Genomic DNA, 16,929 nt, shown 5'->3' with positions numbered 1-16,929 from the left:
CAGCCCTTTTTTGCTGTCTTTTTACGTATGTCCTATTCTTTCTCTTTTTTGCTCTCTTCAATCACTCTTGAAGCATAAGGTTCTGGCACTGGATCATATCGGTCCATTTCCATTGTATAAGTACCTAAACCAGTTGTCATACTTCTTAATTCAACACAATATCTAGACATATTTGCCATTGGAACTTGTACATCGATTTCTTGATCTGAATCAACTGGAGTCATACCCATGATTGAACCTCTACGTTTATTCAAATCACCAATTACAGCTCCTGTAAATTCATCTGGAACACGAATCTTAACATTCATGATTGGTTCTAATAAAATTGGACGAACTTTTGTCATCGCATCTTTATAAGCTAAGTGTGCCGCCATCTTAAATGCCATTTCACTTGAGTCAACATCATGATATTTACCATCTAACAATGTTGTCTTCACATTTACCATCTTATATCCTGCTAAAGGACCTTTTTGGCAGCATTCACGAAGTCCAGTTTCTACAGCTGGGAAATATTGTTTTGGAACAGCTCCACCAAATACTTTTTCTGCAAATACCATTTCTTCTTCATCTGGATTTGGACTAAATTCTACAAATACATGTCCAAATTGACCATGTCCACCAGATTGTTTTTTATGACGACCTTCACCAACAGCTGTCTTTGTGATTGTTTCACGATATGTAATTTTTGGATCACTTAAAACAACTTCAGCTTTAAATTTAGAATTTAATTTATTTACAATAACATCTAAGTGTTGATCACCCACACCATAAATCACTGTTTCTTTTGTTTCTGGATTGTTTACAACTTTAAATGTTGGATCTTCTTCCTGTAAACGAGCAAGTCCATTTGATAAACGATCCTCGTCATTTTTAGTCTTAGGCACAACAGCTTGTCCATACATCGGTGTATCGAATGTGATTGGATCTGCCATCAACAATTTGCCTTTATCACACAATGTATCGTTTGTTCTAGTATTTTGTAATTTCACTAAAGCACCAATATCTCCAGTAAACAATTTACCAGCCGCTGTCTGGTGTTTACCTTTAACGATATAGATTTGACTGATTTTTTCAGGTTTACCATTATTGGCATTCACAACTGTACTATCAGCCGCAAGTACACCACTCAATACTTTTACATAACTGATTCTTCCAACAAATGGGTCCATAATCGTTTTAAATACTTGTGCTGTTAAAACTTCTGTTTCACTTGTCAACAATTCAACTTTAACACCATTTGGAGTTGTAGCTGTGTACATACCTCTTTCTGAGTATGTTGGGAAATAATCTACGATTAAATCCATCAAACGTTGGATACCAATTGAATTGACTGCACTACCAGAATATACTGGACAAATTTCTCCATTACGTACACCAATACGCACACCACGTTTTAATTCAGCATCACTAAATTCTTCACCAGAGAAGAATTTTTCCATTAATTCATCATCACCCATCGCTACCGCTTCGGCAATCTGATCTTTATAAAGAGCCACTTCTTCTTGCATAGATTCAGGCACTGGGCATGCTTTATCAGCTAATTCCGGACTATAATACCAGGCTTTATTTTTAATGATATTTACAGATCCAACGATTTTTCCATCTTCAACGATAGGCACTTCAAACGGAATAACACTCTTACCAAATTCTTCACGCAATGCTTGATAACTTGCATCAAAACTTGTGTGTTCTTCATCTAACTTATTGATAAAGAAAATTGTAGGCTTCTTTTCAGCTATAGCTTGTTTATAAGCCAATTTAGTTCCTGATTGTAAAGGATCTTTGGCATTAACTACGATTAAACTTGAATCACCTACCGCAAAACCACCTTGTTTTTCACCAACAAAGTCTAAATAACCTGGTGTGTCAATGAAATTAATTTTACTATCTTCCCATTCAATTGGAACAATTGTTGTATAAACAGATATTCCACGACGAATTTCTTCAGCATCGAAATCAATCATTGAACTTCCTTCTGTTGTTTTACCAAAACGATCTGTTGCCTTTGTATAATACAACATAGCTTCTAGAACACTTGTTTTTCCAGCTCCACTATGTCCGATCACGCTTACGTTACGTACTTCAAAACTCTGATAATCTCTCATACGCTTAACCTCATCTTAAGATTGGCTCTAATTGAGCTCTACAGTGTTCACGAACATAATCTAATGCAACGCGACCTTGCTTATCTGTCATATCTTTATCAGCACCATATGCCAATAATTTTTCTACTAAACTTGGATATCCTCCATAAGCTGCACGCATCAATGCAGTTACACCATTATTATCAAATAAGTTTACGTCTGCATTTCTTTCAAGTAATAAGTGAATTGTGTCACGCTTAAACGCAATACAAGCTTCCATTAAAGCACTACGGCCTACTTCATCTTGATCATTGATTTTTGCCCCAGCATCTAATAATACTTCAACACAACGATCTTGTCCTAATAAGCAAGCACGCATTAAAGCTGTACGTCCTCTGTCATCTTTGGCATTTACATCTGCACCTGCGTCAATCAAAGCCTTTAAGATTGTTTTATTGCCTTTTTTTGCAGCTGTCATTAAAGCTGTTTTCCCTTTATTATCTGAAATATTCACGTCAGCCCCATTATCAAGTAAAACCTGCACAACATCTTTACGGTCACGCTTACTTGCACGCATCAATGCAGTTCGGCCATCACCATTTTGATAGTTTACATCTGCTCCTGCTTTGATTTGAGAACAAACCATTGGGAAATCTCCATTCGCACATGCATCCCAAAATACCTTATTAAAATTCTGATCCATTTCAACCATCCTCCTCATCATTATTGCTCTTGAAATCACAGAAAAACTGGAATGATAGTTCACCCCAGTTTACATATGTACAAAGAAAAGATTGAAATTTTTGTTTACTTTTACGCCTTGAACTTGATTCATCTCAATCACTCCTTTGTTTAACTGATTCCATTCTAACAAAGAAAATATTTAGTGCAAATCAAGTACCAACTTGGACAGAAAACCTACCAATTATGCCTTTTCACAAAATAATTCAATAGATTCATGAAGCGGGCCTTCAATAAAAGCCACTCGAATTGGAAATACAGGTTCTGTTTTCATATCTACATTTTTAGGGTCCACACTCACTTTATAGCCAGCATTACGAACTCTTTCGACAATTTCATCCACATCATCCGTGCTAAGCGCAAAATGACGAATACATCCTTCCCCAACTGATTTTGTGCCATCCAAAAACATCTCAATACAACTATTAAAACAATCCAAATGAATGCCTGTATCCCACTTTCTCAATATGGGAAGTACTAATAATTCATGATAGAAACAAATCATTTCATCATATTATTCTTGCGTCTCACATTTAAATGCGACAGGGTGAATTCCCTTAATCATGATTTCTTCTTTCTAATAAACTAAATGTCACTTGTCCTTTTTCTCTTTGGACATCCGTACAAACAACACGTACACGCATTCCCATTTGGAATACTTTACCATGTGTCTGTCCCTTTAAAGTCATTGTATCTTCATCATAATCGTAGAAGTCATTTGATAAAGTATGAACTGGAACAAGTCCTTCCACTGTATTATCCATTTCCACAAAGAAACCAAAACTCATCACACCAACAATTGTTCCTTCAAAAACTTGACCAATTCTTTTTTCCATGAACTGCGCCTTCTTATAGTCATTCACCATTCTTTCCATCATGATCGCGTCTCTTTCTTTTTCAGAAATATGGAAAGCCTGTTTTTCGATTTTCTTTTCATCATTTGAGGGTGTACGCTTTTGTTCATGAAAACAATACGCATGCAACATACGGTGTACAACTAAGTCTGAATAACGACGAATTGGACTTGTAAAATGACAATACTCTTCAAGTGCCAAACCAAAATGTCCTAAACAATGCGCATCATAACGCGCCTTTTGCATAGAACGCAAAGCAACCATAGACAAGACTTCATATGCGTTTTCATCTTGAATCGATTCTAAGAATTTTTGGATTTGGCTAGCATTTACTTCATCTGGATAGAAATCAAATGGAATACGTAAAGAATTCGCAACGGTACAGATTGTCGCAACTTTTTTAGGATCTGGATTTTCATGCACACGATACATACTTGGAATTTTATTCACATGCATATGGTGAGCCACACAAACATTGGTTAAGATCATACATTCTTCAATCATTTGTTCGGCAAAACCACGCTCTAAAACTGTTACATCTACAGGATAGCCATTTTTATCCATAATGATCTTTGCTTCTTTGGTATTAAAATCAATACATCCACGATTGTGTGACTGTTTCTTTAATAATTTAGCCAAAGACTCTAAAGTAAACAATAATCCTTTAACTTCTGAATACTCTTCTAATATAGTTTCATCTCCTGCTAAACACGCATTCACTTTTTTATAAGTACAGCGCTTGTCGGAATGAATCACACTCGGGAAGACATTATATGTTAATAGATTTCCCCTCTCATCCACTTGCATAGCACAAGTAATCGTTAAACGGTCTACATTTGGATTTAATGAACAAATACCGTTACTCAAATCAAATGGAAGCATAGGCACAACTCGATCACAAACATATATAGAGTTTCCTCGTAAATAGGCTTCTTGATCAAGGGCACTATTTTCTTTTACATAATGTGAAACATCGGCAATATGTACATACAATAAATATCCCTTTTCATTTTTCACAATCGAAATCGCATCATCAAAATCCTTGGCGTCATCCCCATCAATTGTGACAGTTAATAGATTTCTTAAATCTTTACGATTTTCAAGTTCATCCTTTTGTACTTTTGTCGGGATTCTTTTACACTCTTTTACAATTTTCCCATTAAATACCTGACGAACCTGGTTGCTTGTAAGCATAGCACTAATATCTACGCCAGCATCGTCTGGATGTCCTAAGACTTGGATGATCCTTACTTCTAGAGGATCTGTATACTTCACAATTTGACATACAACTTTTGTACGTTTTTTAAAACTAAATTCTTTTTCATTGACTACACGAATTGAACAGTGTAAATCTAAATCGCTATAGAAGAATGCTTTCTTCTTTTTAACAATCATAACTCCTGTAATATTTGTCAATCCATGATTAAACACTTTAATTAAAGACGGTTCTGGCTTTAAGCGCACTAAAACTTCATCTTTATCAAAAATCTTCATCTTTTTATTTTTAGGAACATATACCTTATTATTTTCATTGAAAACAGCAATTTCATATCTGGAAATATCTTTTGCACTTCCAGCCATAAAATGTATATCATCAATCAAATATAGACTTGTATGATCGTTATAAATTAATTTTTCATCTTCTAATTCATTTAAAGACTTCACCATTTCTGTAAATTCTTTACTTGATTTAGGTCTTACTATTTTTTCTAAATCGCGTATTTTACATTCTTTTTTTTCTTCTAAATATTGAATGATCTTTTCTTTCATTTTTTCCTCCTTTAAAACAGAAAAAAGACCTTAACGGTCTTTTAATTACACAATCTGCAATGTGATCACAATCGCAAAGAACAAAATTCCACAAATCAAAGTTAAACGAGAGATAACTTTTTCAGGGCCTCTTTCTTTTTGTACCGCAAACAAGTTCAAATCTCCACTTCCTGTAAAGGCAGCAGACAACCCGTCTGATTTACCACTTTGTAATAATGTCAATATAATAATAACACCAGATAATGTCATTAAAACCACGTTTAATATATCTTTCATTTTTTCATCACACCTTCTACGATATTTCGATTATACCAATAATTCAATAAAAATACTAGTCAAAATTATAGTCTACTAAATCCATCAACGTATTCACTACATGAGTTGGATATATTTTTAGTCGTTCAATATCTTCCTTGTTGTGAACCCCCGTCTGTACAAGCACAGTTTCAATATTTTGTTCATACCCAAGTTTAATATCCGTTTCAAGATTATCACCAATCAATATGATTTCATCTTCTTTTAAGCCAAAATATTCTAAACACAAATCAAGAATCGCTCGATTAGGCTTACCAATACGAGGGGATTTTTGATTGGCTGCATATTCAAACATATCTACGACACTGCCATTACCAACTTCAAATCCACCTGGTTTTGCTAAAATACGATCATTATTTGTACCAATAATTTTGGCTCCATTTAAAATCAAAGATAGAGCTTTTGAGTAAGATGCATATGTGGCATCTTTATCCAATCCTATAAAGACAAAATCTGGATTTTCATCATCAATAATAAAACCTTCTTGATTCAATGCATCTTTCATACCTTGTTTTCCAATATAATAAGCTTTATTCCCTTCATAATGTTTCTTAACATATTGGCTAGCTGCCATGGCACTATTATAATACATCTCTGGCTTAATATTTGTATATCCCATCTCTTCCATATGCTTTACATTTTCTTGTGGGGTACGCATCGAGTTGTTTGTCAAAAAAATAAATGGAATGTCCTTTTGGATACAATAATCTAAAAATTGATGAGCACTTTCAATGATCTGCGTCCCACGATACATTGTGCCATCTAAATCAAATACTAAAGTTTTCATAATTCACCTAAAAAAGAAAGTCTTAGTCGACTTTCTTTAGATCCATATATGGAATTTCTGTTGGTGTTTCACGACCAAATAAGATTAATAGAACTGTAGCTTCTTTCTTTTCTTCGTCCATAGCTTCAATAACACCTTCGGAGTTTTTGAAAGCTCCATTTGTGATTTCTACACGGTCTCCCACTTCAAAATCAACTTGAACATTTACATCCTGACGTCCTAGACGACGTAATACAGCATCAACTTCTTCTTGAGCTACTGGGAATGGTTTAGCACCCTTTCCACTTGATCCGATAAATCCAGTTACACCTGGAGTGTTACGTACAACATACCAAGCTTCATCTGTCATGATCATTTGTACTAATAAATAACCAGAGAATAGATTGTGTGTTTTTTCTACTGGTTTACCATTTTTATATTCAATTTCTTTTTCTTCAGCAACGACGATCTGGAACAAAGAATCTTCAAGACCCATAGTTTTTACACGACGTTCCAAGTTTTCTTTTACACGATTTTCTTGACCTGCATATGTATTTACTACATACCATTCTTTTTTTAACTCTGACATACTTTCCTCCCTATGCGCCTACGATCATTTTCACTAGACCGCTTGATAAAAACTCACAAACAAAGAAATACAAACCAAATAATACTGTAAATACGATTACCAAACCACTTGATGACATTAATTCTTTAAATGTTGGCCATTTAACAGTTTTTAATTCTTTGAACACTTTTGATGGTGAATATGTTCTTTCTTTTTTTTCTTTACTCATATGGATTCCTCACTTTGTTTCCTTATGCAAAGTATGCTTGCCACACTTTGGACAATACTTTTTAATTTCAAGACGTTGCGTGTTGGTCTTCTTATTTTTTTGGGTCGTATAATTTCTTGATAAACACTCTGTACACGTCAAAACAACTTTATCTGCCAATTCCTTCACGCTCCTTAACTCAATAAATGTACCATTTTATCCAGTCAACTGTCAATTGTCGTATACCACTTTTTTACCTTTTCAAACATAAAACTTACCTTCGAGGCGCTTAAGCCAAGTTCTTCCGCTATATTTTTTAAAGTATAGCCCTCCATTCGATAGTCGATGATCTGTACATAATCTTTACCAAAAACTCTGTTGATACGATTTTTTGTATATTCCCACATGAGTTTATCTAAAACAACATCATGAACTTCTAATGACTCGAGCATGTTCACATCACCATAGTATAGTTTTGTATCCTCACGAATTCTTTGGTCTAAACTAATACAGGTTTGATTTAAGTAACACTGCTTTCTTATGCTATGACGCAAAATATCATAGGCCTTATTTTTAGCGCAACGCCTGTAAAATCCTGAAAACGAAAGTGCACGATCCATTCGATATTCAAATATACAATGATACAACAATAAATCGGCATGACGATAGAATTCTTCTTTTTCGCAAAGAATTGTGTTTGTCTTTCGTACAAAGACATCCGCCCATATGTCCGTCACCATAGGTCTATAGTATTGAATCAAATTTTTCATTTCCGTAAAATCATTCATTTGAATCATGTATATACATTCATATATATTCATCTTTATCACCTAAATCCATTATAACGAGGCAATGTGAAAAAGACATTAAAAAAGCCGATTTTATAAAAAATCGACTTTTTTGATGGGATTTCTTTGATTGTATACCTCATACATCAAGACTGCTGCTGCAACACTCGCATTTAATGAAGTGATACTTCCGACCATTGGTAGATACACCATATAGTCACATTGTTTCTTTACAAGATTTGAAATACCCTGACCTTCAGATCCTATAACCAATACAGTTGGTGAATCATACATACCTTCACGATATTCTCTTGCATCCTTCATATCTGTACCAACAACCCAATATCCTTCTTGCTTCAAGTTTCTTAATGTCTGCGATAAATTCGTCACAATCGAAACAGGTACAGTATAAGCAGCTCCTGTACTTGCCTTAACAACCGATGGGGTTAATCCACAACTATTGTGTTTCGTCAAGATGACACCATCAACACCCGTACAATCACAAGTTCTTAAAATGGCACCTACATTATGTGGATCTTGAATACCGTCCAAAGCCACTAATAAGCCAGGCTTTTTAGCTCGTCTAACTAATTCTTCAATACTATATGTTTCAATTTCACTTACTTTTAGCGCAACTCCATTATGATGTGTCGAATTAGCAATTTTATCTAATTTTGCACGATTACAATATTCTACCTTTAAATTTGATTTTTGAATCGATTTTAAAAGCTTTGCGTCTTTCAACCCCTGAAGTACATATACTGTTTCGATTGAATCCGGATCATTTCGAAGTGTAGAATACACATTTTTTCCATATACGATCATAGACTGTCCCCTATCTCAATTATTCTATCTAGACAAACCTTAAGTCTATCCTGATGTCCATATAAATATAAATATCCCAACATAGATTCTAATGCGGTTGCTTCTAAGTATGTTTTGTATGTCGCATTTTTAGCCTTTGAATGAATCGTCGCATTTCTTCCACGTGCAAGAATCGTTTTCTCTTCCTCGGTAAAGAAATCTTCATCCATCATTATATTCAACATAACAGATTGCCCTTTAGCACTACAAATTACAGCGTTTTTCTGCTGAAGAACATGGGCCTTGCGATACCCTAAACTTAGAAGGTGTTTGCGCACAGCCAAAGACATAACGGCATCACCAATCCATGCTAGACTTGTCGCATTTTCCGTTACTATTTCCATTACAGAATTCCTTTTTCAATCAATGCAGCACGAAGTGAATCCGCTGTTTCAAAATCTTTTTCTTTAACTGCACTTCTCCAGTTTTGATACATTTCTTTATCTTCTTCACTCATTGTGATCTTATCAAATTCAATACCTAAAATATAAAGCATCTTTTCTAATGTATGTACTAATACAGCTAAATTTTCAACATCGATTTCTCTTTGACGAACCGCCTGATTGATTTTTTTTACGACTTCATAAACAACACTGATCGCATTAGGTGTATTTAAATCATCATTTAATGCATCAATAAATGAAGTATACGTTTCATCAAATGCAGTTGTTTCTTTAGCATTTGATAAAGCAAGTTTTACACAAGCCTGTTTATAAGCAACTGCAATCTTATCTAATTCTTTCTTTGAAGTTGTGAAAGCCTCTTCATTTAAATTAAGTGGTGCACGGTAATGTGTAGAAATCATCAACCAACGAGTCAAGTTTCCTCCATGGTTAGCGATCAAATCTTTAGCCCACCATACATTACCTAATGATTTTGACATCTTGATACCATTGATATTGATCATACCATTGTGCATCCAGATATTTGCCAAGCGTGTATCGTTGCATACTTCACATTGAGCAACCTCATTTTCGTGGTGAGGGAATTTTAAATCTAAACCACCACCATGGATATCAATCAATGTTTTCTTAAATACATCCTGTATCATAACCACACATTCTGTATGCCATCCTGGACGTCCTTTTGACCAAGGTGAATCCCATTTAATTCCTTCCGTTGTCTCTTTCCATAAAGTAAAATCTAATGGATTCTCCTTCTTTTCATTTTCATCAATACGAGCACCAACCATTAGATCATCAATACTTTGATGAGACAGTTCTCCATATTTTTTATCACTATTAACACGGAAATAAACATCGCCTCCCACTTGATAAGCTGAACCATTTTTAACCATCTTATCAATAAATTCGATAATACGATCCATTGTTTCTGTAACACGAGGTGCATAATCTGGAAGATCTGCATGTAAGCCTTTACGTACATCGTTATAGGCAACAATAAATTTGTCTGTGATTTCCTTTTCAGTCACATTTTGTTCAATAGCCGTTTTAATGATCTTATCGTCTACATCTGTATAGTTTGAAGCAAAAGTCACTTCATAGCCTTGTGCAGACAATGCTTTTTTTAATGTATCAAATACAACGATAGGACGAGCATTTCCAATATGTGGATAGTTATAGACCGTTGGTCCACATACGTACATGGAAATCTTTCCTGGTTCGATTGGTTTTAATTCTTCAATGGTTTGAGAATAACTATTATATAATTTCATAATAAAATGTCCTCCAATTCATATTGTTTATTATACAATACAAAACATGAAAAAAAAAGCTAACCAAATGGTCAGCCTACATGTAAATTAGTCATGATACGACGAATATCTTCTTCATATGGTGTACCTGCTAAATTTTCTAATGCAGGATTAAAGTATTCCATCATATGATCCACATCTTTTAAATAAGAATATTGAAGCCCAATTAAATATTGAATGGTTCCAACAGGGAATTTTTTATTGTTGTCTAGTTCGGACTTACCATCCCATATACCATTTAAAATATTTTTACAGTCATCAATATATTTGGCTTCTTTCTTCATTAATATGCTGAATTGAATCTGCATATTCTTGAATGTCTTTTCATCAACATAGCTTTTTCCATAAGAAAGCATGCCCTCTGCTTTTTTGATTTTTCCTTTTTCTAAATAATAATAAAATCCACGAGTTGCGACACTAGCCTTTTGTTTATTTGAAATACGCATATTTTTCAACAATTCAAATTGTTCTTCGATTTTCGCATCATTTCTTTGTGCCAAATAACCACTTAAACGCATATACTCACGGTTAAATGCCTGATATGAGAATTTACAGGCTCCTGTATCTAATGTTTTGTAGAATTCGTCATATTGTTCATTGTTCAATTGAACTAATAACTTCTTCCATACAACTTTTTTCATAATCATTGGCACTAAAATTAATACTAATGTCAATACAATTATGATCATTACATTCATTGTCTTACTATCCATTTTGTTCCTTATCCTTTTCTAATTCTAAAGTTAAATCACGAAACTGAGCTAATAAATCTTCGTCAATTCCATCTTTTCTTAATTTTTCCATGTAAACAGCATCTAAATCGTCTACATCTTTTGTTAAATCATCACGCTCAGAATCCGTCAAACGATGTCGAATACCCATCGCTAACACCTCACAATCTCTAGAGGTTAGAATACATGATTTACCCATTTATTTCAAGGTTTTGTTTTGCACTTTTTAGTTAAGCATACAAAAAAAAGGAACCCTATTGGATTCCTTTAAAAGACTTACAATTATTAAGCTAATTCTGAGAAGTACTTAATTGTACGAACCATTTGGCTTGTGTAAGAGTTTTCGTTGTCGTACCAAGAAACAACTTGTACGTGAGTAGTTCCGTCACCTAATGAGTGAGCCATTGTTTGAGTTGCATCGAACAATGATCCGTAACGCATACCAACGATATCACTAGATACTAATTGTTCTTCAGTGTATCCGAATGATTCAGTTGTAGCAGCTTTCATAGCAGCGTTGATTTGGTCAACTGTTACATCACCTTCAACAACAGCTACTAAAATAGTAGTTGATCCTGTAGGAGTTGGAACACGTTGAGCAGATCCGATTAATTTTCCGTTTAATTCAGGGATAACTAATCCGATAGCTTTTGCAGCACCTGTTGAGTTAGGAACAATGTTAACTGCAGCAGCACGGCTACGACGTAAATCACCTTTACGTTGAGGTCCGTCTAATGTCATTTGGTCACCAGTATAAGCGTGAACTGTAGTCATGATACCTGATTTAATTGGAGCTAATTTGTTCAAAGCGTTAGCCATTGGAGCTAAACAGTTTGTTGTACAAGAAGCTGCAGAAATTACTGTATCTTCTGGTTTCAATGTTTCGTGGTTTACATTGTAAACAATTGTTGGTAAGTCATTTCCTGCTGGAGCAGAGATAACAACTTTACGAGCACCTGCTTTAATGTGTGCTTCTGCTTTAGCTTTTGAAGTATAGAATCCTGTACATTCTAATACTACGTCAACTCCTAATTCACCCCAAGGTAATTTAGAAGCATCAGCTTCTGCGTAGATAGTGATTTCTTTTCCGTCTACTGTAATTGAATTTTCACCAGCAACAACTGTGTCAGCCTTAGCGTAAGTTCCTTGAGTTGAATCATATTTCAACAAGTGAGCTAACATCTTAGGGCTAGTCAAGTCATTGATAGCTACTACTTCGTAGCCTTCAGCACCAAACATTTGACGGAATGCCAAACGTCCGATACGTCCAAAACCGTTAATCGCAACTTTTACTGTCATGTCAGTAAATCCTCCTTTAAATACCATTGTTATTATAAAAGCCTACTGTTAATTTGTCAATTCTCTAACAAGTAAAACTTTTTACAACTAACAACTACTTATATTTTAGACTATTTACAGTTCATTCTCAAGCATTTTCACACTTTTTACATAACCTTAATTGTGCTATTATATTCAAAAGGAGGAATTAAAAATGAACCAAAGTTTAATCCTAGATTTACTTGAAAATAACGCTCGTCTAACTTCACAAGATCTAGCGGATATTTTGAATGAAGATGAAGCAAGTATAAAATCAGAGATTCAATCTTTAGAAAAAAACAAAATTATTTGTGGCTATCACACAATTATTAACTACAATAAAGCGTTAAAAGATCAAAAAGTTTTAGCTTATATTGAAGTAAGTTGTACACCTACAAGAAATAGAGGCTATGACAAGACAGCAGCATTGATTGCCAACTATCCAGAAGTAGATACAATGTATCTATTAAGTGGAGATTGTGATTTCTTATGTTTAGTACAAGGTAAAACCATGTTTGAAGTGGCTCGCTTTGTTTCAGATAAGATTGCCTGTGTTGAAGATGTTCGTTCCACAAAGACATTATTTGTATTAAAACAATATAAGCAAAGTGGTATCGTCATGATTGACAAACCGGAAGATAAAGAATCAAGATTGGTTGTGACTCCATAATGAAAAGTTTATCTACAAAAGCAACATCTATCAAACCAAGTGGAATTCGTAAATTCTTTGATTTAGCAAGTACAATGGAAGGCGTTATCTCTTTAGGTGTTGGTGAACCCGATTTCGCTACGCCATGGCACATTTGTGAAAATGCAATTCACTACATGAGTACAGGACACACTCACTATACAGCCAATCGTGGATTGTTGGAGCTTCGTGAAGAAATCTGTAAATTCCACAAGGAACATTACAATCAAACATATGATCCTGAAAATGAAGTTATTATCACAATTGGTGGTAGTGAAGCCATTGACTTATGTATGCGTGCCTTGTTGAATCCTGGCGATGAAGTTATTGTATTAGACCCTAACTACGTTGCTTATGCACCAAGTGTTACACTAAGTGATGGTGTTGTTGTCCCTTTACAGTTAAAAGAAGAAAATGACTTTAAAATTCTTCCAGAAGATTTAAAGAAAGTCATCACACCAAAGACAAAAGCTATGATTATCAATTATCCTAGCAACCCTACAGGTGGTGTCATGACAAAAGAGGACTACGCAAAAATTGTTGATATCATCAAAGAATCCGGTATATATGTTGTGAGTGATGAAATCTATGCCGAACTAAGCTTTGATCAGCCTTTTGCATCATTAGCCCAATTTGACGAAATCAAATCTCAAATCATTGTCGTAAATGGTTTTTCAAAAGCATATGCGATGACAGGATGGCGTCTAGGCTATTGTATGGCCAACAAAGAACTTTCTTCTGTTATGAATAAAATTCACCAATATGTAATCATGTCAGCTCCTGTTATGTCTCAATATGCAGGTATCGAAGCCATTAAAAACGGCTATGATGATGTATTGATGATGAAAGATGACTATCTAAAAAGAAGAAACTTCTTAGTCAACAGACTCAATCGTATGGGACTAAAGACAAATATGCCTCATGGTACATTCTATGTTTTCTGTAACATTCAATCGACAGGACTGGATTCAGAAACGTTCTGTGAAAAATTACTACAAAAACAAAAAGTTGCCTGTGTTCCAGGAAGCGCTTTTGGACAAAGTGGTGAAGGATATATCCGTATCTCTTATGCATATAGCATAGATCACATCAAAGAAGCTGTTGTTCGCTTAGAACAATTCTTGAAGGATTTAGACAAATGAGTCTAGATCCTTTTTTATGAAAAATCAAAAAGGATGCCCTTAGACATCCTTTAATACTACTTGGCAATCAAATCATCCATTGCCTTTTGGAAATGAACTGTTTTGTTGTGAGCATCCTCTTTTGAAGCTCCCTTGATACAATAGTAGAATTTACATTTTGGTTCTGTTCCACTAGGACGTACCGCAATCCAACTTCCATCTTCTAAATAGTATTTTAATACATCCGATTTAGTGAATCCAGTAAGTTCAGTTACTGTATCCCCTTCTTTGATTATACATTCTTTATAGTCTTCACTACGAACAACTTTCGTACCGCCAATTTGAGTTGGAGCATCTTTTCTTAAGTTAGCTAAGATTTCTTTAATACGTTTAGCACCCGCTTCACCAGCTAATGATAACGCAACTTGACTTTCTTCATATGTACCATGACGGTCATATAAGCTATCTAATACATCAACTAAATCTTTACCTTGTTCTTTGTAGAATGCACAAGCTTCTGCAAGCATCAAACAAGCTTGAGGAGCATCTTTATCACGTACAAAAGGTTTAATTAATGAACCATAACTTTCTTCATATCCAAATACATAGTTCTTTTCGTGCGTTTTTTCATATTTCGCAACTTTTTCACCAATGAATTTGAATCCAGTTAAAGTTTTTTCTGTTGTAACACCATAATCAGAAGCTACTTTTTCTCCTAGATCACTTGTAACAACTGTATTGAACATTACAGGGTTTTCAGGCATTTTGCCTTGTTTTTGAAGTTGTGAACAAATATATTCAATTTCGACAGAACCAGATTGGTTTCCTGTTAATACAACATATTCCCCATTGTGCAAGACTCCAACTCCCATACGGTCAGCATCTGGGTCACAAACTAAAATTAAGTCTGCTTGATTTTCTTTTGCGTATTTTAATGACAATTCATAAGCACCCGCTTGTTCTGGGTTTGGTGTGGGTGTATTTGAGAAATCAGGATCTGGACTACATTGCTCTACAACTGGAATGCAAGTATATCCTGCACGTTTATAAACTTCTTGAACAGGAATATTAGCAGTTCCATGTTCTGGTGAAAATACGATTTTAATATCTTTTTTAACTTCAGGATTCAATTGAATACTTAATACATTTTTGTAGTATTCTTCATCCACATCTTTACCAATAACTGTAATTAATTTCTTTTGTTCTTCTGTACAGTCTGCATCAATTGCCAATTCATCTTCAATTGCGTTAACCTTATCAATAACCTGACTAGCTAAACAAGGAATCAACTGACATCCTTTATCATCATACAATTTATATCCATTGTATTCTTTAGGGTTGTGACTGGCAGTAATCATAATACCACCAAAGCAATTTAAGTGACGTACCGCAAAACTCAATTCTGGAGTTGGACGTAAAGATTCAAACACATATGATTTAATGTTGTTTTTTGCTAATAAGTCAGCACAATCAAACGCAAACTCTTTTGACATGTGACGGTTATCATAACCAATCGCAATACCAGCTTCACCACCGTTATTTTCATTAATGTAATTTGCGTATCCTTGAGTTGCCTTACGAATTGTATAAATATTAATTCGGTTTGTTCCCGGACCTAAAAGACCACGCATACCTGCTGTACCAAACTCAATTGTAGTATAGAATGCATCATTTTTTTCTTCTGCATTCATTGCTTCTAAAACAGGCTTGTATTGAGAGGCTAAATTTTCATGGTTTAACCATTTTGAATATCTTTCTTCAACAATAGACATTATTTATTCTCCTTCTTTTCTAACTTTGAAATAAAAAAGTCTCATAAAACTATGAGACTTTCTTTAATTAAGCAATAATCTTTTGAGCGCGCAATACTTCTTCGATTGCAGCTACAGCAGCATCTTCATCTTCGCCTGAGCAGCTAATTGTGATTTCTGACTGTGTAGGAATTCCTAAAGACATAACGCCCATGATAGATTTCATGTTTACTTCACGTCCTTTGAAAGCTACATTGATTTCACTTTTAAATTTACTAGCAGCGTTAACAGCTACAGTTGCTGGACGTGCGTGAAGACCTACTGGATCTACTACAGTTACAGTTACTTGTTTCATAATTATCCTCCTAAATCAAATCTAAATGTATTTTATGACATTTTGCCAAAGAAAACAATACCTAAACGAATTTTTCTGATTCCGCTTCCATTATCGGTATATTTAAACCTTGTAACATTTGTGCAAAGACACCACTGCCAGTTACTAGATTATCTGTAAAAGTCCCATTGGTACTATGTCAAGATTTAAGACAACTTAAATATCTGTTTTTTTAATGTTTATGTTTCAAATATTGTTTTTCAAAATTTTGTGGAGATTCATATTCACAATGTGAGTGAATTCGTGTTGTATTAT

General features: G+C 34.5%; 20 protein-coding genes. 2 read left to right on the top strand and 18 right to left on the bottom strand.

Annotation, left to right across the window (positions count from 1 at the left end; translation table 11 throughout):
* Positions 1 to 32: 32 nt before the first annotated feature.
* The 16 genes from fusA to gap form a co-directional block, all read right to left on the bottom strand.
* Positions 33 to 2,105: an elongation factor G gene (gene fusA, locus FYJ55_RS03550; protein WP_154555665.1), complete on the bottom strand. Its 2,073-nt coding sequence runs from the start codon at positions 2,103 to 2,105 to the stop codon at positions 33 to 35.
* A 10-nt stretch (positions 2,106 to 2,115) separates the two neighbouring features.
* Positions 2,116 to 2,787, bottom strand: a complete 672-nt coding sequence (locus tag FYJ55_RS03545; protein ID WP_117571872.1) for an ankyrin repeat domain-containing protein — start codon at positions 2,785 to 2,787, stop codon at positions 2,116 to 2,118.
* Positions 2,788 to 3,009: 222 nt separating this feature from the next.
* Entirely contained in the window at positions 3,010 to 3,330 is a 321-nt protein-coding gene (locus FYJ55_RS03540) for a VOC family protein (RefSeq protein ID WP_229771061.1), read from the bottom strand.
* A gap of 52 nt (positions 3,331 to 3,382) precedes the next feature.
* Positions 3,383 to 5,449: a ribonuclease R gene (gene rnr / locus FYJ55_RS03535; protein WP_154555664.1), complete on the bottom strand. Its 2,067-nt coding sequence runs from the start codon at positions 5,447 to 5,449 to the stop codon at positions 3,383 to 3,385.
* 45 nt (positions 5,450 to 5,494) lie between these two features.
* Positions 5,495 to 5,725 carry a preprotein translocase subunit SecG gene (gene secG, locus FYJ55_RS03530; RefSeq protein ID WP_154555663.1) on the bottom strand — a complete coding sequence of 77 codons (231 nt, stop codon included), beginning with the start codon at positions 5,723 to 5,725 and terminating at the stop codon, positions 5,495 to 5,497.
* A gap of 55 nt (positions 5,726 to 5,780) precedes the next feature.
* Positions 5,781 to 6,551, bottom strand: coding sequence for an HAD-IIA family hydrolase (locus FYJ55_RS03525; protein ID WP_154555662.1), 771 nt, complete (start codon positions 6,549 to 6,551; stop codon positions 5,781 to 5,783).
* Between the two features lie 22 nt (positions 6,552 to 6,573).
* Positions 6,574 to 7,119, bottom strand: a complete 546-nt coding sequence (gene nusG, locus FYJ55_RS03520; protein WP_117925674.1) for a transcription termination/antitermination protein NusG — start codon at positions 7,117 to 7,119, stop codon at positions 6,574 to 6,576.
* Between the two features lie 10 nt (positions 7,120 to 7,129).
* Positions 7,130 to 7,327 carry a preprotein translocase subunit SecE gene (secE, locus tag FYJ55_RS03515; protein ID WP_118116316.1) on the bottom strand — a complete coding sequence of 66 codons (198 nt, stop codon included), beginning with the start codon at positions 7,325 to 7,327 and terminating at the stop codon, positions 7,130 to 7,132.
* Positions 7,328 to 7,336: 9 nt separating this feature from the next.
* Positions 7,337 to 7,486, bottom strand: a complete 150-nt coding sequence (gene rpmG, locus FYJ55_RS03510) for a 50S ribosomal protein L33 (protein ID WP_117994226.1) — start codon at positions 7,484 to 7,486, stop codon at positions 7,337 to 7,339.
* A gap of 44 nt (positions 7,487 to 7,530) precedes the next feature.
* Entirely contained in the window at positions 7,531 to 8,127 is a 597-nt protein-coding gene (locus tag FYJ55_RS03505; RefSeq protein ID WP_154555661.1) for a hypothetical protein, read from the bottom strand.
* Between the two features lie 60 nt (positions 8,128 to 8,187).
* On the bottom strand, positions 8,188 to 8,919 hold the full coding sequence (gene rlmB, locus FYJ55_RS03500; protein WP_154555660.1) for a 23S rRNA (guanosine(2251)-2'-O)-methyltransferase RlmB: 732 nt from the start codon (positions 8,917 to 8,919) through the stop codon (positions 8,188 to 8,190).
* Positions 8,916 to 9,302 (bottom strand): Mini-ribonuclease 3, encoded by a 387-nt coding sequence (locus tag FYJ55_RS03495; RefSeq protein ID WP_154555659.1) that lies wholly within the window; start codon positions 9,300 to 9,302, stop codon positions 8,916 to 8,918. The genes rlmB and FYJ55_RS03495 overlap by 4 nt, the downstream gene beginning before the upstream one ends.
* Positions 9,302 to 10,633, bottom strand: coding sequence for a cysteine--tRNA ligase (gene cysS / locus FYJ55_RS03490; protein WP_154555658.1), 1,332 nt, complete (start codon positions 10,631 to 10,633; stop codon positions 9,302 to 9,304). The genes FYJ55_RS03495 and cysS overlap by 1 nt, the downstream gene beginning before the upstream one ends.
* Positions 10,634 to 10,704: 71 nt before the next feature.
* Positions 10,705 to 11,385, bottom strand: coding sequence for a hypothetical protein (locus tag FYJ55_RS03485; RefSeq protein ID WP_154555657.1), 681 nt, complete (start codon positions 11,383 to 11,385; stop codon positions 10,705 to 10,707).
* Entirely contained in the window at positions 11,378 to 11,554 is a 177-nt protein-coding gene (locus FYJ55_RS10775; protein ID WP_186998664.1) for a hypothetical protein, read from the bottom strand. Before FYJ55_RS10775 ends, FYJ55_RS03485 begins: the two co-directional genes overlap by 8 nt.
* A 134-nt stretch (positions 11,555 to 11,688) precedes the next feature.
* A complete protein-coding gene (gap, locus tag FYJ55_RS03480; RefSeq protein WP_118116656.1) occupies positions 11,689 to 12,702 on the bottom strand; it encodes a type I glyceraldehyde-3-phosphate dehydrogenase in 1,014 nt (337 codons plus the stop codon).
* Positions 12,703 to 12,895: 193 nt separating this feature from the next.
* Between gap and FYJ55_RS03475 the strand changes: the two genes are divergently transcribed.
* Both FYJ55_RS03475 and FYJ55_RS03470 read left to right on the top strand, forming a co-directional pair.
* Positions 12,896 to 13,390, top strand: coding sequence for an Lrp/AsnC family transcriptional regulator (locus FYJ55_RS03475; RefSeq protein ID WP_117926831.1), 495 nt, complete (start codon positions 12,896 to 12,898; stop codon positions 13,388 to 13,390).
* Positions 13,390 to 14,550 carry a pyridoxal phosphate-dependent aminotransferase gene (locus tag FYJ55_RS03470; protein WP_154555656.1) on the top strand — a complete coding sequence of 387 codons (1,161 nt, stop codon included), beginning with the start codon at positions 13,390 to 13,392 and terminating at the stop codon, positions 14,548 to 14,550. Before FYJ55_RS03475 ends, FYJ55_RS03470 begins: the two co-directional genes overlap by 1 nt.
* A gap of 56 nt (positions 14,551 to 14,606) precedes the next feature.
* Here the strand turns inward: FYJ55_RS03470 and FYJ55_RS03465 are convergent, their stop codons facing one another.
* Both FYJ55_RS03465 and FYJ55_RS03460 read right to left on the bottom strand, forming a co-directional pair.
* Entirely contained in the window at positions 14,607 to 16,301 is a 1,695-nt protein-coding gene (locus FYJ55_RS03465; protein ID WP_154555655.1) for a phospho-sugar mutase, read from the bottom strand.
* A 67-nt stretch (positions 16,302 to 16,368) separates the two neighbouring features.
* The gene (locus FYJ55_RS03460; protein WP_003866017.1) at positions 16,369 to 16,635 is read right to left on the bottom strand and encodes a phosphocarrier protein HPr; all 267 of its coding nucleotides are present in this window, start codon (positions 16,633 to 16,635) and stop codon (positions 16,369 to 16,371) included.
* Positions 16,636 to 16,929 lie beyond the last annotated feature (294 nt).

This window comes from Holdemanella porci (genome assembly GCF_009696075.1).
GTDB lineage: Bacteria > Bacillota_I > Bacilli_A > Erysipelotrichales > Erysipelotrichaceae > Holdemanella > Holdemanella porci.
The sequence above is the reverse complement of the archived record's forward strand: the minus strand, read 5'-3'. Positions and strand labels throughout refer to the sequence as shown.